Here is a 22,143-nt window from a genome sequence, read left to right as displayed (position 1 = left end):
GTGAATCTGACTGACCCCGCACTGCTCAACTCGTACTCGCTCTACGCGCTGTATTCGGCGATGGGCGTCTACGCCCTCGCTTTCATCGCCTTCGCGATCGACCTCGCCCGCCGCTCGAGCGCGGTCGGCGTGATCGAGGCGGCCGACCTGGTGGAAACGGATGCCGCTGCTTCGGCCGGCGCCGCAGCATCCGCTGGCGGTACCCGCACCCTTGAGCGACCGGCCCTGAAACGGCCGGTGCTGTCCCGCCTCAGCGCGCGGATGGACAACGATGCGGCCATGCCCTACGGTCGCTCGTCGAGCCTACGAGTGGGCGTCTCGCTCACCGTGCTCGCCTGGGCACTGCACCTCGTGGCAACCGTTATGCGCGGTTTCGCCGCCGACCGGGTGCCGTGGGCGAACATGTACGAATTCGCCATGACCGGAACCCTGCTCATCATGACGGTGTTTCTGCTCGTGCTGGTGCGCTCGGACCTGCGTTTTCTGGGAACCTTCGTCACCGGCCTCGTGCTCGTGCTGCTCGGAATTGCCGCCCTGCAGTTCTACGTCGAGGTCGCCCCGCTGCCGCCGGCGCTGCAGTCGGCCTGGCTGGTGATCCACGTTTTCGTGGCGTCCCTCGGCACCGGAATGTTCGCGCTCGGTTTCGCCCTGTCGACCGTTCAGCTGTTGCAGTCGCGGCGGGAGAACCACGTGCTCGAGGGAGCTGCCGCGCCGCGCGGGGCGATCGCATCCGCTCTGCGCCTGCGTTTTCTGGCCACGCTGCCGTCGTCAGTGACGCTGGAGAATCTGTCCTACCGCATCAATATCGTCGGCTTCATTTTGTGGACCTTCACCCTGATGGCCGGCTCGATCTGGGCCGAACAGGCCTGGGGCCGCTACTGGGGCTGGGACACCAAAGAGGTCTGGACTTTCATCATCTGGGTCATCTACGCCGGCTACATCCACGCCCGTGCGACCCGCGGCTGGCGCGGATCACGCTCGGCCTGGCTGTCGATCATCGGCTTCAGCGCCGTCATGTTCAACTTCGGCATCGTCAACGTGTTCTTCAAGGGCCTGCACGCCTACTCCGGCCTGTAGCCTGCAGTCATTCGAAAGCGGGTAAACGGTTGCTTCAGCCCGTCTGAATCAACCTTTCACCCGCTTTCGCCATTCGGTTGCGCGCTATCCGGCGGCGAGGAGCGCGTGGGTGTGCGCGAGGCGCGCCAGCCACCAGTCACGGCGCTCCGGACTGGCCGCGTGCTGCGTAAGCAGAGCAGGGTCGGGGGCGACCCGGCGCACCGGAATCGCGCCGTCGACCGGGAGCAGAGGGTGGGTCGTGACGTCCTCGGCCAGCAGCGAGGCCGTGCCCAGCCCGCAGTCGAAGTACAAGCCGGGAACGGATGCGGCCAGGTGGGCGCCCATGGACAGCCCGACCGAGGTGTCGAGGGCGCTGGAGACGACGACCGGAAGGCCGGTCTGGCCGATGATCGACAGGGCGGCGCGAATGCCGCCGAGTGGCTGCGCCTTGATCACCAGGATGTCGGCGGCGCCGGCCCTCGCCACGGCGAGTGGGTCGCTGCTCTTGCGCACGCTCTCGTCGGCGGCGATCGGCACGCTCAGGTAGGTCGTGCGCTGGCGAATCTCAGCCAGTTCCGGCACGGTCAGGCAGGGCTGCTCGACGTATTCGAGATCAAAGGCGCTCAGGGCGTGAATGGCATGCTCAGCCTCATCCACGTTCCACAGTCCGTTCGCATCGATCCGGATGCGTCCCTCCGGGCCGAGCACGCGGCGCACCTCGGCGACCCGGGCGACATCGTCGGCCAGAGTCTGATCGGGGCTGGCCACCTTCACCTTGGCTGTGCGGCAGCCGGGAAAACGGGCGAGCACTTCGGCGACCTTGTCGGCGGAGACGGCGGGCACGGTGGCGTTGACCGGAATGCTCGTGCGCAGCGGGTGCGGCGAGTCCTGCCAGCCGAAATCAATCGCGGCCCGCAGCCAGTTGACTGCCTCAGCGTCGTCGTATTCGACGAAGGGAGAAAACTCCGTCCAGCCCTGCGGCCCCTCGAACAGCAGCGCTTCCCGGCTGTCCAGGCCTCGAAACCGGTCGAACAGTTTCAGGGAGACGACGTGCGCGGAACCGAGAAGCTCTTCCAAGGGGGGGACCGTGGCATCCAGTGAGGTCATCATGGATCCAGTCTGGCAGCCTCCGGCTGGGTAGTTGGTCAGAGCGAATCCTGATAGAGGTCATCCCCCTCATGATCGTGGTCGATGCCGTTCGGCTTGACATTGACCAGGGCGACCGCGATTCCGGGGGCGATGAGCAGATAGGCGTCTTCGAACCGGCCCTCCCCGCTGTTTACCCGCAACCAGTACGGCAGCCCGGCAGCGATGGCGCCGTCGATCTCCACCTGGATCGACTCGACCGAACGGCCGCCGAGGGAATAGGGCTTGCCGCCATAGACGATGTCGATGCGGTTCATGGTTCGTCCTTCGAGCTCAGTGGCGCGAACGGGGAGCGAGGTTCTGGAACGATTTGCAGGCCGCCGGAGGAGTTGGCCGTGGCCATGAGCGCCTCGATCCACTCGCGGTTCAGGGTGGGGGAGCGGCTGCCGAAATATTTGTATGCGATTGGGATGCCGGGGTGCAGCCAGATGGTGCTCCGCCCGTTGCCCGCCTGCGGGTCATCGCGCCAGGTGAAATAGAACGATTCGCCGCGCCGAAGCTTGGCTCCGACGACCACCTGGATATGCGCCAGAACTCGATCGTCGAAGTCCGCGGTGAGGATCGAGTCGTAGGTCAGCTTTCCCATGTCTCGCTCCAGCTCGCGTGCATTCGGTTGATCCTGACCCCGCTAGTCGCGCAGGTAGTGCTCCAGCCGGGGCACGTGCAGAAGAGCCAGGGCGCGTTTCTCGATTTGCCGCACGCGTTCCCGGGTGACGCCCTCGATGTGGGCGATCTGGTCGAGGGTACGGGGCTCGTTGCCGTCGAGGCCGAACCGGGCCCGCAGAATGGAGCGTTCTCGGGGCGGCAGTGTTTCCAGAAAGAAGCGGATGTCCGCGGCACGCAGGGTCAGGGTGGCGTGCTCGTCGGGCTGGGGCAAGTCGTCGTCGATGATGAGTTCAGCCATATCGCCGGCGCCATCACCGACCGGGGTGTGCAGGGAGATCGGTTCGTTGTCGTACTGCAGCAGCCGCAGCACATCGCGCACTGGAAGCTGCGCGGCCTCACCGATCTCGCGTGCTGTCGGGTCGCGGTCGAGCACGCTCGTGAGATCACGACGGATCCGCTTGATCTTATTCAGCTTCTCGGCCGTGTGCACCGGGATGCGGATCATGCGCGATTTGTCGGCCATGCCGCGGTGGATGGCCTGGCGGATCCACCAGGTGGCGTAGGTGGAGAACTTGTAGCCGGTCATGAAGTCATACTTTTCGACCGCACGCACCAGACCCATATTGCCGTCCTGAACGAGGTCCATGATGGGCACCCCGCGACCGGAATAGTGTTTGGCGATGCTGACGACCAAGCGCAGGTTGGCCTCGATGAACTGGTTCTTGGCGCGGCGCCCGTCTTGCCCGAGCCAGGCCAGGTCCCGATGCTCCACCGAATCGCGCGGGATGGCATCGCCGTCCCGCAGCAGTCGAGCCTCAGCGAACAGACCCACCTCGATGCGGCGCGCCAGATCAACCTCCTGCTCGGCGTTGAGCAGAGTCCCCTTGCCGATGCGGCGCAGGTAATCGCCGAAGGCATCCGTTGATGCGGCGCTGTAGCTGGCCGATGCCGCGGCGCGGCGCGGCGCGGCATTCGCTGCCGGGCGCGGCAGCGAAGCGGCGTTGGTGTTTCTCTCAACAGTCGTCGTCATGAGCGCTTGCCCCCGCACTGGCTGCTGCTGTCTGTGATATTCATGGCCACCTCCCCGTGTATTCCAAGTCTTTAGTACACCCCCGAAGAGGGGTGGCGATCAAGGGCTTGACATATTGTTTGGTAAAGATTACCTGAGGTTATTTCGTCTTTACAACCGTGGGTATTACGAGTTGGTGAAGCCGCAAGCTGCGCGTCCGCCCCCGTAGGCTGACAGCATGAGCGAACAGGTATCCGAAATCTTCGATGCGAGCCGATGGAAGGCCGTTGCCGGCTTTGAAGACCTCACCGATCTGACCTACCACCAGGATCTGAGCGGCCGAATCGCCCGCATCGCCTTTGACCGGCCCGAGGTGCGCAATGCCTTTCGCCCCCGCACGGTCGACGAGTTGTTCAGCGCTCTGGAAGACGCCCGGCTGAACTCGAAAATCGGCGTCGTTCTGCTCACCGGCAATGGCCCGAGTGCCAAGGACGGCGGCTGGGCCTTCTGCTCCGGTGGCGATCAGCGCATCCGCGGCCGGGACGGCTACAAATACTCCGAGGGCGAGACGGCAGCGGGCATCGACCGCGGACGCGCCGGACGCCTGCATATTCTGGAAGTGCAGCGTCTCATCCGCTTCATGCCCAAGGTCGTCATCGCGGTCATACCCGGCTGGGCGGCTGGCGGCGGGCACTCCCTGCACGTGGTCTGCGACCTCAGTATCGCCAGCGCCGAACACGGCAAATTCAAGCAAACGGATGCCGATGTCGGCTCCTTCGACGCCGGTTACGGCAGCGCCTACTTCGCCCGCCAGGTCGGCCAGAAAGCCGCCCGCGAGGTGTTCTTTCTGGCTCGCGAATACTCGGCCCAGCGTGCGCTCGAGATGGGCGCGATCAACGCCGTCGTGCCGCACGCCGAACTCGAAACCGTGGCACTGGACTGGGCTCGAGAGATTCTGACCAAGTCGCCCACCGCGATTCGCATGCTCAAGTTCGCTTTCAACGCCGTCGACGACGGGCTGGTCGGCCAGCAGGTGTTCGCCGGCGAGGCCACCCGCCTCGCTTATGGCACCGATGAAGCCGTCGAGGGCCGGGACTCCTTCCTGGAGAAGCGTGAACCGGACTGGTCGCCGTACCCGTGGCAGTACTGACGTGAGGCCGCTGCTCGCGGTCGCGCCGGAGCATCCGCTCGACTTTTTGGCCGTGCTGCGAAACGCGCTCGCCGGCAGCGGGCCGGCCGTGCTGCCGCTGTCGACCGATCGGGCTGCGGGAATGCCGGTCCTCGGCGACGTGCCGAAGCGGGTCGCCGTGGTGATCGAGACCTCCGGGTCGACGGGGGCGCCGAAACGGGCCATGCTCGCCACCAATGCGCTGCTGGCCGGTGCCGCGGCGTCGGCGGTCGCCCTCGGTGGACCGGGGCAGTGGCTGCTGGCCCTTCCGGTGCACTACATCGCTGGGGTGCAGGTGCTGGTGCGCTCGATCGCCGCCGAGACCACCCCGATCGTGCTACCGCCTGGCCACTTCGATCCGCAGAATTTTCTTCGTCTGGCCGAGACCATGACCGAGCCGCTGCGCTACACCGCGCTGGTTCCGGTGCAGTTGGCCCGGCTGCTCGACGCATCGGAGGACCCGGCCCTGCTGGCCGTGCTGCGGCGCTTCACCGCGATTTTGGTCGGCGGGCAGGCCATCCGACCCGAGCTCATCGCGCGGGCGGCCGAACTGGAGGTGCGGGTCGTGCGCACCTATGGATCGTCGGAGACGGCCGGTGGGTGCGTCTACGACGGGGTTCCGATCGGGGACACCCTCGTGCGTCTCGTCGACGGGCAGCTCGAGCTGTCGGGCGCGGTGCTCGCCGAGGGGTACCTCGACGATGCCGCGCGCACCGCTGACCGGTTCATCGTGGAGCAGGGGGTGCGCTGGTACCGCACCGGCGACCTCGGCGAGGTCGATCCCCTGAGCGGTCGCGTCACGGTGCTCGGCCGGGCCGACAACGTGATCATCTCCGGCGGCGAGAAGGTGTCCCTCGATGCCGTCGAACGGATCGTGCGGTCCTGTGTGGGCTTCGAGACGGCGATTGTGCTCGGTGGCGATGATGCCCAATGGGGCCAGGTGCCGGTTCTGGTGGTGGCCGGGCCGGAAGGCGCGGCGGCGGATCTGGCTGTCGTGGGGGCATCCGTTGTGACGCTGCTGGGGCGTGCCGCCAGGCCCGCGCGCGTCGTGCGAGTGGAGCAGATCCCACTGCTGGCCTCGGGTAAGCCCGACCGGGTGGCGTTGGCCAGTTCTGTGTTGGCCAGTCCTGGGCCAACAAGTAGCATGGTGGCGTGGCACAAGGAGCTCGGCCGGTCAGGCCCAAACAACAAAGACTGAACCCTGCGGCGACGCTGGCGGGTGCCGCTTCCGGTGGCAAGAAAAACGGCAAGTCAGGCCATCCAGCCTTCAAAAACGTACCGCGCAAGGGGCCCGCCGCGGTCACGCCGGCCACGGCCGTAGACTGGATCGCCGGTGCGCGCCTACGCACCCTGCCACTCGCCATCGCTCCTGTGCTGCTCGGCACCGGAGCCGCCATCGTCGCGGCCGGCCCCGGCGTCTACCACCCGGTGCGCGCGCTGCTCGCCCTCGCGGTGGCCCTGCTGCTGCAGATCGGCGTCAACTACGCCAACGACTATTCCGACGGCATTCGCGGCACCGACGCTTTTCGGGTCGGCCCGGCCCGACTGACCGGCGGCGGCGTTGCCAACCCCCGTACCGTGCTGCGCGTCGCCCTGGTCTTCTTCGGCCTCGCCGCCGTGGCCGGCCTGACCCTCGTCATTCTGACCCAGTACTGGTGGCTGCTGCTCGTCGGCGTCGTCGCCCTGTTGGCGGCCTGGTTCTACACCGGTGGCAGGAAGCCCTACGGCTACCTCGGCCTCGGCGAACTGTTCGTGTTCGTCTTCTTCGGGCTCGTCGCCACCGCCGGCACCACCTACGTGCAGGTCGGCGACTTCACGACCGAGAGCGTGCTCGGCGGTGTGGCGATGGGACTGATCGCCTGTGCCGTGCTCATGGTCAACAACCTGCGGGACATCGTGCCCGACAAGGCCGCCGGCAAGCGCACCCTCGCGGTGCGCATCGGCCGCACGGCTTCCCGGGTCGTCTTCTGCGTCTTCCTGCTGCTGCCGTTCGTGATCGCCGGACTGTTCAGCCTGGTTTATCCGCTCGGGATCTTCACGTTCTTCGTGCTGCTGCTGGCGCTGCCGGCCTGCCTCATTACGGTCACCGCGACGTCGGCCAGGGAACTCCTCCTTGCGCTGAAGCTGACCAGCCTCGCGGCGCTGGCCTACGGGCTGCTACTGGGACTTGCTTTCGCGTTCTGAGTTGGTGGTTTCTTCGGCATTCAGCGCCTGGTCCTCGACCTCAGAATCCGGATTTACCGGCTCCTTGCCGGGGTGCCGCGCCTGGTACAGGTCACGCGCCACGCTCTCGCGGGACTTGCCGAGAAACAGGTAGGACAGGCACAGGCCGAGCATGGCAGCGATGACGGCCGCAGCCCAGGGCCAGAAACCGAGGGAGAGCAGGATCGCCAGCGGTACGGCAAACATCAGCACGCGCATCACGGAGTAGTACAGCCAGGGGGCCACGAATTTCATGGGCCAAGTTTAGAACGCCGCGCCTGAGCATCCGCACATGTCTCTCACGGCCAAGCGCCATAGAATCAAGACATGCCCAAGCTCTTGATCGGACTAGGACTGGCCCTGGTCATTCTCACGGTCTACACCCTCGTAGACTGCGCCGTCTTCGACCGCAAACGCATTCGAGGTTTGCCGCGCTGGGTGTGGATTTTCGTCATCGTTCTGGTACCGCTGATCGGGCCGCTGCTCTGGCTGCTGGTCGGCCACGGACGCTCCACGCCCACCACCCGGTCGTACCGATCGGTCGCTCCCGATGACGACCTCGATTTTCTGCGCGGCCTGAACGGCGGCGGCGTTGCCACAGCAACCGGCGAAAACCGGCCATTCAACGAGAAAGACCAGCAGGAGCGCATCCGTCGGATGGAGCAGGACCTCGCCGATCTCGACAAGAACGATCCGACACCGGGTAATGGTACCGGCGTAGACCCGAAGAAGAAGGAACCGGGCGAAGGCGAGCAGCCTGGCCGTCGGGATGCCTGAGCCGTTCAACGGTAGCCCGGCGACCGATTTTAGTTTCTCCCTTCTAAACGAATTTATACGTCTCGGGCTGCGCGACCTCGTGCTCTGTCCCGGTGCGCGTTCGCAGGCGCTCGCGCTGGCCGCGGCCGAGCTGGAACGGGCCGGCGGTATCAACTTGCATGTGCGCACCGATGAACGCAGCGCCGGCTTTCTCGCGCTCGGCCTTACGCTCGAGACCGGTCGGCCCGCCCTTGTCGTCGTGACGTCGGGCACGGCCGTGGCCAATTTGCACCCGGCCGTGCTCGAAGCGCACCACGCCGGGGTGCCGATGATCCTGCTGACGGCCGATCGTCCGGCCGAGCTGCGCGGCATCCGTTCAAACCAAACCACCGTGCAGCCCGGCATCTTCGGCGTCGCCACCCGACTGTGCCTTGACGTTCCGGCGCCGGTCGGCGAACCCGACGAGACCGGCATTGCCCAAGCGTTGGCCCGCCAAGCGACGGATGCCGCCACCGGCGAAGGCACCGCCGCACCCGGCCCGGTGCAACTGAATCTGGCGTTTCGGGAGCCGTTGTCGGCCGCGCTTCCTGCTGGATTGCCGAGGGTGACTCCGGCTGCCCCCGTTGCACCTGCCGTCTCGACCGACGGCCCGACCATGCTGCTCGCCCCTGGACCACGCACGGTTGTCGTTGCCGGCGATGGCGCCGGTCCGGAGGCCGAAGAACTCGCCCACGCCGGGGGCTGGCCGCTGCTGGCCGAAGTGTCCAGCGGGGCTCGGTTCGGCCCGAACCTGATTGTGCACTATCGCGAGCTGCTTGGCGCCGTGGATCTGGGCGGCGAGGTCGAGCGCGTGATCGTGTTCGGCCACCCCACGCTCAGTCGAGAAATTCCCGCCCTCATTGAACGCCCCGGTGTGGAGACAATTGTGGTCGCCCCGACCGGAATCGAGTGGTACAACCCCGGCCGCTCCGCGCGCGCCTTCACCCGCTCGATTGGACCGGATGCTTCGTGCGCTGCGGCCGCGCGCACCCCGGCCGGCCGGGCGTGGCTGGGGCGCTGGGTGATGACCAGCCGGGCCCTCGCCGAGGCGGCGGCCGATGAGGGCCGGGCCCCGATCGACAAACGCGGCATCACCCGCGCCGAGCTGGCCGTGCTGCGGGCACCGCTGACCCGGGCGCTGCTCGTCGACGCGGTGTGGCGGGCGTCGTGGCCGCACGACCGGCTCGTACTCGGTGCCTCCCGGCTCATTCGGGAGGCGGACAAGCGCGTTCCCGGCAAGAAGATCACAGTGCTGGCGAACCGCGGGCTGGCCGGAATCGACGGCACCATTGCGACGGCGCTCGGAGTGGCGCTGGCCAGCCAGGCCGAACCGGAACCGCGTTCGGTCGGAGTGACACGGGTACTAATGGGCGACCTGACGTTTCTGCACGACGTTGGCTCGCTGTTGCTCGCTCCCGGCGAACCGCGGCCGCGGCTGCAGGTCATTGTCGGAGTCGACGGCGGCGGCAGCATCTTCGACGGCCTCGAGGTCGCGGCAACGGCCCCGGTCGAGGCGATGGAACGGGTGCTGTACACGCCGCGTAGCGTCGACCTGCAAGCCCTCGCTGCTGCCTATGGCTGGGAGTACGAGGTCGCAGCCACGCGGGCCGACCTGGAGCGCGCCCTCACCGGTGCCCCGACCGGTCCGGCCATCCTCGAGGTTCCGCTCGTTCGCTGAGTCTGTGTCGCGCGGGGCTCGGCTGCCGCGAGCTAGCCGAAGGCCTCGACGATCGGGCGAAACTTCATCTTCGTCTCGGCCAGCTCGCGGTCGGGGTCGGAGTCCAGCACGATGCCGCAGCCGGCGTAGGCGGTAATGCCGCCCTCGGGGGCGACTTGGGCGCAGCGCAGGGCGATCGCCCATTCACCGTCGCCGTCGGCGCCGACCCAGCCGACCGGCCCGGCGTAGCGGCCGCGGTCGAACGGTTCGAGCTCGCGAATGAGGCTCAGGGCTTCGAGGGTCGGCGTTCCGGCGACCGCGGCCGTCGGATGCAACGCAGCGATCAGGTCGAGCGAGGTCGACCCGTCGCTCAGCGTGCCCTCGAGGTCGGTCGCGAGATGCCACAGGTTCGGCAGCTTCAGCGTGAACGGAATCTCACTGGTCGCGAGCACCGAGGTGTGCGGGCGCAGCGACTTGAGCACGCTCTGCACGGCGAACTCGTGCTCGTCGCCGTCCTTCGACGAGGTCGCCAGGGTCAGGGCCGCCTCGCGGTCGTCTTCGGCATCCGCTCCCCGCGAGATCGTGCCGGCCAGCACCCGGGCATTGACCGAGCCGTGGTCGGCGCGAATGAGGGTTTCCGGGCTCGACCCGATGAGGCCGTCGACGGCGTAGGTCCAGCAGTCCGGGTAGCCGAGCGCGAGCTTGCTGATGGCGCGGCGCAGGTCGGACTCGGCCGGCACTCGCCCGACCAGGTCGCGGGCGAGCACGACCTTGTTGACCTGTTGCGCGCGAATGCGTTCGATGCCGGAGCTGACCGCGGTGCGAAAGTCTGCGGGGGGTAACGCTCCCGGGAGCAGCGCGATGCGATACTCGTCGCCGAGCGGATGCAGCGCGAGCGGGTTCGCGCCGGCGCTCTGGCCGGTCACGTGAATGCGCGTCACCCAGCACTGGCCGTCTTCGCGGCCGACGATGATCTCGGGCACGATCAGCACGCTGGTCTGCGCGGAGGACTCGTCGAAGGCGAACGCACCGAATGCCAGCAGCCCGGTGCCGGTGCGGGCCAGCGGGTCGGTCACGGTGGCCAGCGCGACGACTTGTTTCCACGCCGCCGCAGCATCCGTCATGCGGGTCGGGCCGGAGAATTCGAGCCGCAGCGCGCAGCCGATGCCGGCCAAACCCTGGTTGCGACGCATCCAGAGCAGGGGCGTGCGGCCATCGAGCAGCAGGATCAGTTGGCGGATATCGGCTATCGGGGAGGTTTCGACCGTCAAGGCCTGCACATTCACTTCTGTAGCCTACGCCCGCGCCGCTGCTCCTATACGAACGCGTACCCCGGCAACCATGCAGTTTCGCCCCGCCCGCGCGACCTAGAATGATGGGGTGAATAGAGCAGACCTGAACAAACGGCCCGCGCAGGTGGCTGCCATGTTCGACGAGGTGGCCGCCCACTATGACCGCACAAATGCGTTGCTGTCGGTCGGCAACGCGTCGCTCTGGCGCCTCGCCACCACCAAGGCCGTCAACCCGCAGGCGGGGGAGCGCATTCTGGACATCGCCGCCGGCACCGGAACGTCCAGCGCAGCCCTCGCCCACAGTGGCGCCCACGTCGTCGCCGCCGACTTCTCGGCCGGCATGATCGAGGTCGGCAAGACCCGTCACGCGCACAACCCGAACATCGAATTCGTGCAGGCCGACGCCACGGTGCTTCCCTTCAAAGACAACGAATTCGACGCCGTCACCATCTCCTTCGGGCTGCGAAACGTGGTCGAACCGAAGAAGGCGCTCGCCGAGTTCTACCGGGTGACCAAGCCCGGCGGCCGCGTCGTCATCTGCGAGTTCTCGACCCCGCCGCTCACGCTCGTGCGCCAGAGCTATTTCGCCTACCTCAACCACGTGATGCCGCGGGTCGTGCGGCTCGCCTCGTCGAACGCCGAGGCCTACGACTACCTGGGGGAGTCCATCGCGGCCTGGCCGACCCAGCCGGTATTAAGCGGATGGCTGCGCTCGGCCGGCTACTCCAGCGTCGCCTACCGCAATCTCACGCTCGGCATCGTGGCGCTGCACCGTGGAACCAAATCCTGATCAACTCGATAGGCTGACTTACGTGAAATCCAGAGCCCCCGTGATCCGACGCAGCGCGTCGGTGACTAGCCAGGCGGGCCTCGGCGATCGTATCTTCTCGACTTCCGCCGATCGTGGCCTGGCCGCGAACATCGATTCCGGCATTGAACAGGTCGAAGACGCCCTGCTCGCCGAACTGGTCTACGCCAACGAGATCGCCACGGTCACCAGCCGCTACCTGCTCAACGCGGGCGGCAAACGGGTGCGTCCCATGCTTGCGCTGCTCACCGCGCACCTGGGCGAGGGCATTGTGCCCGACGTGGTCACCGCTTCGACGGCCATCGAACTGACTCACCTCGCCTCGCTCTACCACGACGACGTAATGGACGATGCCGACAAGCGTCGCGGCGTACCGAGCGCCCAAACGGTGTGGGGCAACTCCATCGCTATCCTCACCGGGGACCTGTTGTTTGCCCGTGCCAGTCAGCTGATGGCCCGGCTCGGTGAGCGCGCCATCAAGCTGCAGGCGACCACCTTCGAGCGCCTCGTGATGGGCCAGTTTCAGGAGACGGTCGGCCCGCGCGCCGGCGACGACCCGGTCGAGCATTACATTCAGGTGCTCGCAGGCAAAACCGGCTCGCTCATCGCGGCAGCCGCGCAGGGCGGGGTGGTGTTCTCCAACGCTCCGGCCGAGTTCGAGCAGCCCGTCGTCGACTTCGGCGAGAAGATCGGCGTGGCCTTTCAGCTCATCGACGATGTGCTCGACCTGTCGCCGCAGCCGCAGGAGACCGGCAAGGTGCCGGGAACGGACCTCCGGGCGGGAGTGGTGACGTTGCCGCTGCTTCGGTTGCGGGAACGCGCCGTGAGCGATGGGGCATCCGCTGATCTGCTGCAGCGACTCGAACGCGACGTCATGTCGGCCGGCGCTGAACAGGGTGAGGCTGCCGATGCGGCCATCACCGCGCTGCGCGAGCACGCCGTCACCGCCGAAACCCTCGCCGAGGCGCACGGCTGGGCCCGCGACGCGGTAGCTGCCCTCGCCCCGCTGCCGAAGGGCTCGGTTAAGAAAGCTCTCACCCGATTCGCCGAGACCATCGTCGAGCGCTCCAGCTAGAGCGTGTTGGGGCTTGCCCCGACTGCTCGCGCAGTAAGGAAACTTCCGTGACCAAATTGAGACTGGCTATCGTCGGCGCAGGCCCGGCCGGCATCTACGCCGCCGATATTCTGCTCAAGGCTGAGCGCAACTTTGAGGTCTCGATCGACCTGTTCGACCACCTTCCCGCGCCGTATGGGCTGGTGCGCTACGGCGTCGCGCCCGACCACCCGCGCATCAAGGGCATCATCACCGCCCTGCGCGGGGTGCTCGACAGCGGCGATATTCGCGTGTTCGGCAACGTGCGGTTCGGTGTCGATATCACCCTCGACGACCTCAAGAAGCACTACAACGCGGTCATCTTCGCGACCGGGGCCGTGCAGGACGCCGACCTCAACATTCCCGGCGCCTCGCTCGACGGTTCCTACGGCGCAGCCGACTTCGTCAGCTGGTTCGACGGTCACCCCGATGTGCCGCGCACCTGGCCGCTCGAGGCTCGCGAGATCGCCGTGATCGGCAACGGCAACGTGGCCCTCGACGTGTCCCGCATGCTGATCAAGCACGCCGAGGACCTGCTTCCGACCGAGATTCCCGGAAATGTGTACGACGGGCTCGCGGCGTCACCGGTGACCGACGTGCACGTGTTTGGGCGCCGCGGGCCGACATCCGTTAAATTCACGCCGCTTGAGCTGCGCGAGATCGGCGAGTTGAACGACGTCGACATGATCGTCTACGACGAGGACTTCGACTACGACGAAGCCGCCAAGGATGCCGTCGCGAGCAACAAGCAGGTTTTCGTGATCGACAAGACGCTGAACGCGTGGCGCGCCCGCGAGACCGGCACGGCCAGCCGCCGCCTGCACCTGCACTTCTTCGCCAAGCCGGTCGAGGTCGTCGATGACGGCACCGGCCGGGTGGCTGCGTTTCGCTGGGAACGCACCATAACGGATGCCGCCGGCGGCGTCGTCGGCACCGGTGAGATTCGCGAGATCCCGGTTCAGGCCGTGTACCGGGCGGTCGGCTACTTCGGGTCGGAGCTGGCCGACGTGCCGTTCGACAAGAAGCGCGGTGTGATTCCCAACCGCGAGGGTCAGGTGCTGCGGCGTGACCCCTCGGCCGGGACCGGCGGGCTGTTCAACCAGCAGATGTACGGCGTCTACGCGACCGGCTGGATCAAGCGCGGGCCCGTCGGCCTGATCGGCCATACCAAAAGCGACGCGATGGAAACCATCAAGCACCTGATCAATGACCTCGGGAACTGGTGGCGGCCCGAGTCGCCGTCGGAGGAGAGCATCGTGGCGCTGCTCTCCGATCGCGGCGTGCGCTACACCGGACTTGACGGCTGGCACAACCTGGACCAGCACGAGCTCGCGCTCGGTGAGGCGGCCGGCCGCATCCGCATTAAGGTCGTCGATCGCGACGAAATGGTCGCGGTCTCCCGCGCGGAGTAGCCCGCGCCGCCCCTCTCTTCTGACCGGGCCCGGGCCCGGAAACCGGGCCCATGATCCATCATGGGCCCGGTTCCATAAGGTGGGCCCGGCGACCAAAATGGTGCGGGAGGTGCGGGAGGTGCGGGAGGTGCGGGAGGTGTGGGAGGTGCGGGAGGTGTGGGAGGTGTGGGCGCGCGGCTAGCGGAAGTTCGTGAACTGCAGGGCCACGTCGAGGTCCTTGCCCTTGAGTAGGGCCATGACCGCCTGCAGGTCGTCGCGGCTCTTCGAGCTGACCCGCAGTTCGTCGCCCTGAATCTGACTCTTGACGCCCTTGGGCCCCTCATCGCGAATGATCTTGCTGATCTTCTTCGCGTTCTCCTGGTCGATCCCGGCCTTCATCGACGTCTCGATGCGGTACTCCTTGCCGGAGGCGAACGGCTCGCCGGCATCGAGGCTGCGCAGGGAGATGCCGCGCTTGATCAGCTTGGACTCGAACACCTCGAGGATCGCCTTGACGCGCTCCTCGGTGTTCGCCTTCATGAGCACCTTCTCGCCGCTCATCGCGATCGAGGCCCCCACGTTCTTGAAGTCGTAGCGCTGCGCGACTTCCTTGTGCGCCTGGTTGAGGGCGTTGTCGACCTCCATCGGGTCGACCTTGCTGACGATGTCGAACGTTGAATCTGCCATTCCCCCATGGTATCTGACCCGCGAGAGCGCACGAAGTGCGCGATTAGGCACTCCAAACGCGCTCTCGCGTTACTGATAGGCGTTTGATAGGCCACGGATGCCTCGGGCATAGACAGCGTCCTTAGGTTCGTTGTAGCGGCACAGTGAACAACGTGCCGAAGGTGAATATCTGAGGAGAACAATGAAGCTGCGCACACGCATCCGTCAAATGAAAGCCTGGTGGTGGGTGCTCAGCGGCGGCGTCATCGTGCTCGCCCTGATCGGCGGCGGGGCCTGGTGGTTCATTGCCGCCCAGCCGACCCGCGCCGAGGCCACCCCGGCCACCCAGACCGTTGCCGCGAGTCTCGAGACCATGCAACAGAGCGTCACGGTGAGCGGCACCCTCACCCCGACGGTGCAGGAGGAGGTGTCCTTCGCGGCATCCGGAAACGTCACCGGGGTGAACGTGGCCGCCGGAACGGTGGTCCAGGCGGGCGACGTGCTCGCTACCGTCGACACCCTCACCGTCGACGCCGAGCTGCTCGCGGCCCGCGCCACCCTCGCCTCCGCTGCAGCGAAACTGGCCGACAGCGAGGTTGCGAGTGACACAAGCACGGCCGACCTGGCCCAGATCGCCGCCAACGAGGCCAGCGTGACCACGGCACAGAACGGTGTCGATGAGGCCCTGGCCGCGCAAGCTGCCGTCACACTCACCGCGCCGGTCGCCGGACTCATCACCGTGGTCAACGTCGCCGTCGGCGAGGCCGTCTCGGGCGGAAGTACGACCGACGGCGCAGCGGCCGGAACGGCGGAAACCGGCGCCGGCGCGACGACCACCGCCAGCAGCGCCGCCTTCACCATCGTCGGCACCGACTCCTGGACCGTCGACTTCACCGTCGGTGAAACGGATGCCGCCCTCATCGCGGCCGATAACCAGGTCGAATTGGCGCTCGATGACGGCACTGAGTTTTTCGGCACCGTCTCCGAGGTCGGCCTGCTGCCCGCAACGAGCACCGGTGTGGCCGCCTACCCGGTCGTCGTCGTGGTCACCGGATCCACTGAGGGCCTCTATGACGGCGTCGCGGTGACCGCGGACATCGTGTACGAACGCCGCACCGACGTGCTGACGGTGGCCAGCGCCGCTGTGACCAGCGTGGATGGGGCATCCGTTGTGACCGTACTGGACGCCGACGGTAACGAGGTCTCGACGCCGGTCACCGTCGGGGCCACGATCGGCGACCTCACCGAGATCACCGAGGGACTCGCCGAGGGCGACGAGGTCGTCATGGCATCCTTCACCCCCGGCAGCGGCAACACCGGCACCGACCGCACCGGCATGATGCCCCCCGGCGACATGCCCACCGGCGACTTTCCGGCCGGTCAGATGCCCGGAGGTCCCGACAATGGGTGAGCAGTCGAAATCGGATACCCCGGTCATCGAATTGCGTAACGCCGGCAAGACCTACCGCTCCGGCAGCATCGAATTCGAAGCGCTCACGGGCATCGACCTCGCCATTCATGAGGGCGAATACGTCGCCATCATGGGGCCATCGGGGTCGGGAAAGTCCACGATCATGAACATTCTCGGCTGCCTCGACACCCTCAGCCGCGGCGAGTACCGCCTCGGCGGCACCGACGTGAACGATCTCGACGAGGTGGAACTCGCCGAGATTCGCAACCGCCAGATCGGGTTCGTGTTTCAGGGCTTTAATCTGCTGTCGTCGCTGACGGCCTGGCGCAACGTGGAATTGCCGCTGATCTATGGGGGAGTGCCGCGGCACGAGCGCAAAGCCCGCGCCGAGCAGGCGCTCGACCGGGTCGGTCTCGGTGACCGGTTCGAGAACCGGCCGGGCGAGCTTTCCGGCGGACAGCAGCAGCGCGTGGCCGTGGCCCGCGCCCTGGTCGGTGAGCCGACCATGATTCTGGCCGATGAACCGACCGGAAACCTCGACTCGGTGTCGACCCAGGACGTGCTCGCCCTATTCGACGAACTGCACGCCCGCGGCCGCACCATCGTGCTCATCACGCACGAGCTCGAGGTCGCCCGCCGGGCCGCCCGCATTGTCTGGGTGCGCGACGGCGAAATTCTCCGGGACGAACTGACCGAGGAGGTTGCCGCATGAGCTGGCTCGAATCCTTCCGCACCAGCTGGAGCGCTGTCTACTCGCACGCACTGCGGTCGATCCTTACGGTGCTCGGAATTCTGATCGGAATCGCCGCCGTCATCCTCACCGTCGGCCTCGGCCTCGGCACCCAGAAAGACGTCAGCGCGCAGATCAGTTCGCTCGGCAGCAACCTGCTGATCATCGCCCCCGGCAGCAGCACCGACACCGCCGGCCTGCGCGGCGGCTTCGGCTCGACTTCGACGCTGACCATAGCGGATGCGCAGGCGCTTACGTCGAGCGTTAACGCTCCCGATATTTCCGCGGTCGCCGCCGAAAAGACCCTGTCGCTGTCGCTCGAAGCGAATGATACGAACTGGACGACATCCGTTACCGGCACGACCACCTCGTGGCTGGACGTGCGCGCCCGCACTCTCAGCATGGGCGCGTTCATCAGTGACGACGACGAGGAAACCTCGGCCGCGGTCGTGGTGCTCGGCCCTGAGACCGCCGACGAACTATTCGGCACCCAGCGGGTGGTCGGCCAGTCCGTGGTGATCAGCGACAAAACGTTCCAGGTGATCGGGGTGCTCGACTCCGCCGGGTCGGATTCCTCGGGCAACCTCGACGATATGGCCATCGTGCCGTTCTCGACCGCGGCGAGCGCGCTGGTCGGCGGCACCGAAAGTTCCGCCGTGTCGACCATCTACCTGCAGGCCGCCAGCGACACTCAGCTTTCCGCCGCGTATCAGGAGGCCGAAACCCTGTTGCTGAACCTGCACTCGATCACCGACAGCACGGCCGCCGACTTCACCATCAGCAGCCAGGACGCCCTGGTGAGCACCGCAACGGCCGTTTACGAAACGCTCACGATTCTGCTCACCGGCGTCGCGGCGCTGTCCTTGCTGGTCGGCGGCATCGGCGTCATGAACATTATGCTCGTCTCGGTCTCGGAGCGCACCCGCGAGATCGGCCTCCGCAAGGCCCTCGGGGCGCCGCCGGGCGCCATCCGCCGGCAGTTTCTGATCGAGGCGGCCATTCTCGGCCTCAGCGGCGGACTGCTCGGCGCGATACTCGGGGTCACCGCGGCCCTGCTGTTGCCGGGTGTGATCGGCAGCTCGATCGTCGTCTCGCCGGCCGCGGTCGGGCTCTCCATCGGCGTCGCCATCGTGATCGGCCTGAGCTTCGGCGTCTACCCGGCAGCTCGGGCCGCCCGCCTCGCTCCCATTGACGCCCTGCGCAGTGAATAACTTCCATGCTTTCGAACGAAATGAGACCACTGACATGATGAAACTCAAGCGCCGGGCGGCATTCGCGGGCGGGGCGCTCGCCCTCGGCGGCGTGCTGCTGCTCTCGGGCTGCGCCGGCACCGACGGCACGGCGGCCGCGGCCAGCACGACGGACACGTCAACGGAAGAGCAAGCCAGGGTCGCGCCCGGCCTTACCGGCGAGATCGCGGCTCTGACCGGGCAAACCTTTCAGCTGCAGGACAGTGATTCCCAGACCGCGGTGACCTATTCCGACGCCACGACCTTCACCTCGACGCTCGCCGCGACACTGGCCGACGTCAGCGTTGGCCAGTGCGTGAATCTGTCGAGTGCGGCAGCGGCCGACGGCACGGATGCCGCAACCGTCCCGACGAGCGTCGCCGTCACCGACGCGGTCGACGGCGCATGCGCGTCGGGCCTGGGCGAACTGGGTGGCGGTGGCATGCCCGGTGGCACGCCACCGACCGATATGCCGACCGATATGCCAACCGATCTGCCCGAGGATATGCCGATGGGTGCCGACGGGACCGCCCCGACTGGTATCCCGACCGATCTGCCAGCGGATGCCGGCGGCTTCGGTACCCGCACGACCGGCCTCGTCACCGCGGTCACCGCAACCGCCATCACGGTCGCTTCGACCGACGTTGACGGTGTGGTGGCGAGCGAAACGGTGACGGTCGACGACTCGACCAGCTACACCAAGACATCCGCTTCTGATGCGTCGGCGCTTGCGGTCGGACTGTGCGCGAGCGCCCAGGGCGAGGCCGACGACACCGGAAGCTTTGCAGCTAGTGCTGTCGCACTCTCGGTGACCGGCGACGACGGCTGCGTGAGCGCCATGGCCGGCCCCGGTGGCCGAATGGGTGGCGACGCAAATGAGTAAGCGCACCGCGACCAACACGAGCGCGGCGGCATCCGCTGTACAGCACCAGCCATCCGCGAAGAAGCTGCGGGCAGCCCGGCAGAAGCACCGGCGCTTGCTCGCTGTGGGAACGGTCACGGCCGTACTCGTCGCCTCCGGCGGCGGCGTCGCTTACGCCCTGACCCGTGCCGAGGGCGGCGACTACAGAACGGTCGCAGCCGCGCTCGGTTCGGTCAGCGAATCGCTCGACCTGGTCGGGACCCTGGCCTCAGCCAGCCGCAGCGACGCATCGTTTTCGGTCGCCGGCACGGTGAGCAGCGTGGCCGTGAGCCTGCGCGATACGGTGACCGCCGGGCAGACCCTCGCCACCCTCGACGTTGCTAGCCTGAACGACGCGATCGCCGAGGCAGAGGCGAATATCGCGAGCGCCCAGCTCACTCTCGAGAGTGACCTCGACTCGCAGACGGCGACGAGCACGACGAGCACAGTGACAACGGATGCTGTGGCCACCTCGACGACGTCTGCTGCGTCGGGTGCCGGCGCTGCCTCGGGGGCCTCCTCTGCTTCGACCTCTGCTTCGACCGGCGAGGTCTCGGCCGCTATGGCGGAAGCCGTCACGGCGGTCGGCGCCGCGCAAGCCGCCCTGCTTGCCCAGTACGACGTGGCCGTGACCGCGCTCGCCGCGACCGACGTCGCCATCGCGTGGACGACCGACGTTTGCCTGCCCTTCCTAGAGGCCGCGTTCGACGAGGCTGCGGCGGATGAGACCGCGGAAGCGACCGCGGATACGAATGCTGACACAAGGGTGGATACGACGACGGACACGACCGCCGACACGACCGCCGACACGACTGCAGATGCGACCACCGGCACGACCGCCGCTACCCCCCTGACTGCAGCCGAGAAGCTTGCGGCCGCGAAGCTCGCCCTCGCCGACTGCCAGAGCGCCATCACCGCCGTGCTCGCCGGCCAGACCGCGACCAACGAGGCTCAAGTTGGCGTGCTCACGCTCGTCGATGACCTCAACCAGTCCGTCAGCGCGCTACAGAAAGCGGTAGCCGGCACGGCGAAGTCCGGATCGACGGGGAGTGCCGCCGCCACGGTTCCGAGCACCAGCGCGGCTGCGACATCCGCTGCCGAAGTGCCGAGCACCACCGCGGGTGGCGCTGCGGCCGCAACGGTCGCCTCGGCCGAAACCATTGTGGCCGACCAGGCCGAGATCGACGCGGCCGTTGCGGAGCTGGCGATCGCTGAGCGCAATCTGACGCTGGCGGCGCTGACCAGCCCGATCGCCGGTACCGTCGCGGCTGTCGCCCTGGCGGTCGGTGACAGCGTCACGGCGTCATCGTCCAGTGCCGTGATCACCATCATCGGTGAGGACGGTTTCGTGGTGAGCACGACCGTCTCGCTCCCCGACATCGCCGGGGTCGTCGTCGGCCAAAGCGCAGCCGTCGATGTCGCAAGCGTTGACGACGAGTTGTCCGGAATGGTCAGCTCGATCGGAATCCTGAACGTGTCATCGTCGTCAACGCCGTCCTATACGGTGCAGATTGCGCTGGGGAGCACCGACCCCGCCCTGTTGAACGGCGGCTCGGCCGCGGTCGCCGTTGCGGTGGCGAGCCTCGACGAGGTGTTTACCGTGCCGACTTCGGCCGTGCACCTAGCCGATGCGATTTACACGGTCGATCTGCTCGAGAATGGCGTTTCGATGAGTACCGAGGTGACGGTGGGTGCGGTCGGTTCCGAACTGACCGAGATCAGGTCGGGAATCGACATCGGTGACACGGTGATTCTGGCCGATCTGAATGCCGCCATCGCCAGCTCCGAGACCGAGACCGAGAGCGGACTCGCGGGCCTCGGCGGCGACACGTCGACCGAGCTGCGCACCCCGCCGGCCGGTATGGTTGGGCCGCCCGCCGGGTAGACGCCCGCCTTGTCAAACGTGCTGATTTCTCGGTGAGGCGTTTCGTCTTGTATTGTTAACCCCGCGTCTCCGGTCAAGTGATTACACCTGGTCGGGAGCGCCTGGCGAGTTACCCAAGCGGCCAAAGGGATCTGACTGTAAATCAGACGGCGTAGCCTTCGTGAGTTCGAACCTCGCACTCGCCACGAGCAGAACAGGCAGGCCTCAGGGCCTGCCTGTTCTCGTTAACACAGCCACCTGTAGCGTGGGGGCATGACGTATCCTGCCCCGACCGAGCTGCTGGACCTCGCACGCACCATCGCCCTCACCGCGGGCGCGCTCGCCCACCGGCGCCGCGCCGAGGGGGTCGAGATCGCCGCGTCGAAGTCCTCGCCGGAAGACATCGTCACCGCGGCCGACCGTGAGGTCGAGCGGCACATTCGTGCATTGCTCGCCGACGCTCGCCCGAACGACGGGTTCTACGGCGAAGAATCCGACACGACCGACGGCACGACCGGGCTCACCTGGGTGGTCGACCCCATCGACGGTACCGTCAACTACCTCTACGGCATCCCGTTCTACGCCGTCAGCATCGCCGTGGTGCAGGGCGATCCCGATCCGGCCAGTTGGAACACCCTCGCCGGCGCGGTCGTCAACCCGGCCCTCGGCGAGGTGTTCACGGCTTCCGAAGGGTCGGGAGCCTGGCTCGGCGACCAGCGCCTGCACGTGAACCAGGACGTTCCGCTCTCGCTCGCCCTAGCCGGCACGGGCTTCGGCTACGAGGCGGCGTGGCGGGTGTGGCAGGCGAACGTCGTTGGCGGTCTCATCGGCCAGGTGCGGGACATTCGTCGCATCGGGTCGGCCGCACTCGACCTGTGTTCGGTCGCCTGCGGGCGGCTCGACCTCTATTTCGAATGCGGACTCAACCCTTGGGATCACGCCGCCGGCGCCCTGATAGTACGCGAGGCTGGTGCCCGGGTCGGCGCTCTGCAAGCGGATGCCGAGGGTCGCGACCTGCTCATCGCCGCTGCTCCCCGCCTCTACGGTCAGTTCGAACCCGTGCTGGCAGAGCTATTCGACCGTTTTCCGGCTCCCGTGCAGGAAGCTTGACTCTTTACC

Annotated in this window: 22 protein-coding genes and 1 tRNA gene; 16 read left to right on the top strand and 7 right to left on the bottom strand. The window is 67.1% G+C overall.

Annotation, left to right across the window (positions count from 1 at the left end; translation table 11 throughout):
- The first annotated feature begins 60 nt into the window (after positions 1 to 60).
- On the top strand, positions 61 to 1,077 hold the full coding sequence (gene ccsB, locus E3O11_RS06425; protein WP_092448486.1) for a c-type cytochrome biogenesis protein CcsB: 1,017 nt from the start codon (positions 61 to 63) through the stop codon (positions 1,075 to 1,077).
- Positions 1,078 to 1,161: 84 nt separating this feature from the next.
- Here the strand turns inward: ccsB and E3O11_RS06420 are convergent, their stop codons facing one another.
- From E3O11_RS06420 to E3O11_RS06405, 4 genes are read right to left on the bottom strand one after another with little or no spacing between them, the layout of a single operon-like run.
- A complete protein-coding gene (locus E3O11_RS06420) occupies positions 1,162 to 2,166 on the bottom strand; it encodes an o-succinylbenzoate synthase (RefSeq protein WP_233194915.1) in 1,005 nt (334 codons plus the stop codon).
- Positions 2,167 to 2,201: 35 nt separating this feature from the next.
- A complete protein-coding gene (locus E3O11_RS06415) occupies positions 2,202 to 2,459 on the bottom strand; it encodes a hypothetical protein (protein WP_092448426.1) in 258 nt (85 codons plus the stop codon).
- A complete protein-coding gene (locus E3O11_RS06410) occupies positions 2,456 to 2,788 on the bottom strand; it encodes a DUF7882 family protein (RefSeq protein ID WP_092448425.1) in 333 nt (110 codons plus the stop codon). The genes E3O11_RS06415 and E3O11_RS06410 overlap by 4 nt, the downstream gene beginning before the upstream one ends.
- 42 nt (positions 2,789 to 2,830) lie before the next feature.
- Positions 2,831 to 3,838 carry a sigma-70 family RNA polymerase sigma factor gene (locus tag E3O11_RS06405; protein WP_092448424.1) on the bottom strand — a complete coding sequence of 336 codons (1,008 nt, stop codon included), beginning with the start codon at positions 3,836 to 3,838 and terminating at the stop codon, positions 2,831 to 2,833.
- A 217-nt stretch (positions 3,839 to 4,055) separates the two neighbouring features.
- Between E3O11_RS06405 and E3O11_RS06400 the strand changes: the two genes are divergently transcribed.
- The 3 genes from E3O11_RS06400 to E3O11_RS06390 are packed head-to-tail and all read left to right on the top strand — an operon-like array spanning position 4,056 to position 7,169.
- Positions 4,056 to 4,967 carry a 1,4-dihydroxy-2-naphthoyl-CoA synthase gene (locus tag E3O11_RS06400; RefSeq protein ID WP_092448423.1) on the top strand — a complete coding sequence of 304 codons (912 nt, stop codon included), beginning with the start codon at positions 4,056 to 4,058 and terminating at the stop codon, positions 4,965 to 4,967.
- Between the two features lies 1 nt (position 4,968).
- A complete protein-coding gene (locus tag E3O11_RS06395; RefSeq protein WP_241994668.1) occupies positions 4,969 to 6,183 on the top strand; it encodes an AMP-binding protein in 1,215 nt (404 codons plus the stop codon).
- On the top strand, positions 6,138 to 7,169 hold the full coding sequence (locus E3O11_RS06390; protein ID WP_370256896.1) for a 1,4-dihydroxy-2-naphthoate polyprenyltransferase: 1,032 nt from the start codon (positions 6,138 to 6,140) through the stop codon (positions 7,167 to 7,169). Before E3O11_RS06395 ends, E3O11_RS06390 begins: the two co-directional genes overlap by 46 nt.
- On the opposite strand, the gene E3O11_RS06385 is transcribed toward E3O11_RS06390, so the two are convergent.
- A complete protein-coding gene (locus E3O11_RS06385) occupies positions 7,143 to 7,442 on the bottom strand; it encodes a DUF4229 domain-containing protein (RefSeq protein ID WP_092448422.1) in 300 nt (99 codons plus the stop codon). The genes E3O11_RS06390 and E3O11_RS06385 overlap by 27 nt on opposite strands.
- A 72-nt stretch (positions 7,443 to 7,514) precedes the next feature.
- On the opposite strand from E3O11_RS06385, the gene E3O11_RS06380 reads away from it, so the two are divergent.
- Both E3O11_RS06380 and menD read left to right on the top strand, forming a co-directional pair.
- Positions 7,515 to 7,964 carry a PLD nuclease N-terminal domain-containing protein gene (locus E3O11_RS06380; RefSeq protein WP_092448421.1) on the top strand — a complete coding sequence of 150 codons (450 nt, stop codon included), beginning with the start codon at positions 7,515 to 7,517 and terminating at the stop codon, positions 7,962 to 7,964.
- Positions 7,957 to 9,660: a 2-succinyl-5-enolpyruvyl-6-hydroxy-3-cyclohexene-1-carboxylic-acid synthase gene (menD, locus tag E3O11_RS06375; protein WP_092448420.1), complete on the top strand. Its 1,704-nt coding sequence runs from the start codon at positions 7,957 to 7,959 to the stop codon at positions 9,658 to 9,660. The genes E3O11_RS06380 and menD overlap by 8 nt, the downstream gene beginning before the upstream one ends.
- 32 nt (positions 9,661 to 9,692) lie before the next feature.
- Here the strand turns inward: menD and E3O11_RS06370 are convergent, their stop codons facing one another.
- Entirely contained in the window at positions 9,693 to 10,925 is a 1,233-nt protein-coding gene (locus E3O11_RS06370; RefSeq protein ID WP_241990998.1) for an isochorismate synthase, read from the bottom strand.
- Positions 10,926 to 11,019: 94 nt separating this feature from the next.
- Here E3O11_RS06370 and ubiE point away from each other — a divergent pair, with 94 nt between their 5' ends.
- Genes ubiE through E3O11_RS06355 form a run of 3 tightly spaced genes read left to right on the top strand, consistent with a single transcriptional unit; the run spans position 11,020 to position 14,244 of the window.
- Positions 11,020 to 11,721 (top strand): bifunctional demethylmenaquinone methyltransferase/2-methoxy-6-polyprenyl-1,4-benzoquinol methylase UbiE, encoded by a 702-nt coding sequence (gene ubiE / locus E3O11_RS06365; protein ID WP_092448419.1) that lies wholly within the window; start codon positions 11,020 to 11,022, stop codon positions 11,719 to 11,721.
- A 22-nt stretch (positions 11,722 to 11,743) separates the two neighbouring features.
- Entirely contained in the window at positions 11,744 to 12,814 is a 1,071-nt protein-coding gene (locus E3O11_RS06360; protein WP_233194921.1) for a polyprenyl synthetase family protein, read from the top strand.
- 47 nt (positions 12,815 to 12,861) lie between these two features.
- The gene (locus tag E3O11_RS06355; RefSeq protein WP_092448418.1) at positions 12,862 to 14,244 is read left to right on the top strand and encodes an FAD-dependent oxidoreductase; all 1,383 of its coding nucleotides are present in this window, start codon (positions 12,862 to 12,864) and stop codon (positions 14,242 to 14,244) included.
- 177 nt (positions 14,245 to 14,421) lie between these two features.
- Here the strand turns inward: E3O11_RS06355 and E3O11_RS06350 are convergent, their stop codons facing one another.
- Entirely contained in the window at positions 14,422 to 14,910 is a 489-nt protein-coding gene (locus E3O11_RS06350; protein WP_092448417.1) for a YajQ family cyclic di-GMP-binding protein, read from the bottom strand.
- Positions 14,911 to 15,091: 181 nt separating this feature from the next.
- Here E3O11_RS06350 and E3O11_RS06345 point away from each other — a divergent pair, with 181 nt between their 5' ends.
- The 7 genes from E3O11_RS06345 (at position 15,092) to E3O11_RS06315 (ending at position 22,134) form a co-directional block, all read left to right on the top strand.
- Positions 15,092 to 16,300, top strand: a complete 1,209-nt coding sequence (locus E3O11_RS06345) for an efflux RND transporter periplasmic adaptor subunit (protein WP_092448416.1) — start codon at positions 15,092 to 15,094, stop codon at positions 16,298 to 16,300.
- On the top strand, positions 16,293 to 17,012 hold the full coding sequence (locus tag E3O11_RS06340) for an ABC transporter ATP-binding protein (RefSeq protein ID WP_092448415.1): 720 nt from the start codon (positions 16,293 to 16,295) through the stop codon (positions 17,010 to 17,012). The genes E3O11_RS06345 and E3O11_RS06340 overlap by 8 nt, the downstream gene beginning before the upstream one ends.
- Entirely contained in the window at positions 17,009 to 18,241 is a 1,233-nt protein-coding gene (locus E3O11_RS06335; RefSeq protein WP_092448414.1) for an ABC transporter permease, read from the top strand. The genes E3O11_RS06340 and E3O11_RS06335 overlap by 4 nt, the downstream gene beginning before the upstream one ends.
- Before the next feature lie 34 nt (positions 18,242 to 18,275).
- Positions 18,276 to 19,142, top strand: a complete 867-nt coding sequence (locus E3O11_RS06330) for a DUF5666 domain-containing protein (RefSeq protein ID WP_092448413.1) — start codon at positions 18,276 to 18,278, stop codon at positions 19,140 to 19,142.
- Positions 19,135 to 21,045, top strand: coding sequence for an efflux RND transporter periplasmic adaptor subunit (locus E3O11_RS06325; RefSeq protein WP_092448412.1), 1,911 nt, complete (start codon positions 19,135 to 19,137; stop codon positions 21,043 to 21,045). The genes E3O11_RS06330 and E3O11_RS06325 overlap by 8 nt, the downstream gene beginning before the upstream one ends.
- A gap of 103 nt (positions 21,046 to 21,148) precedes the next feature.
- Positions 21,149 to 21,230 (top strand) — tRNA-Tyr (locus E3O11_RS06320).
- A gap of 67 nt (positions 21,231 to 21,297) precedes the next feature.
- Complete coding sequence (locus E3O11_RS06315; protein ID WP_092448411.1) at positions 21,298 to 22,134, top strand: inositol monophosphatase family protein; 837 nt, start codon at positions 21,298 to 21,300, stop codon at positions 22,132 to 22,134.
- The last annotated feature ends 9 nt before the right edge of the window (positions 22,135 to 22,143 follow it).

Origin of the sequence: Cryobacterium levicorallinum (assembly GCF_004402405.1) — a bacterium.
Lineage (GTDB): Bacteria > Actinomycetota > Actinomycetes > Actinomycetales > Microbacteriaceae > Cryobacterium > Cryobacterium levicorallinum.
The sequence above is the reverse complement of the archived record's forward strand: the minus strand, read 5'-3'. Positions and strand labels throughout refer to the sequence as shown.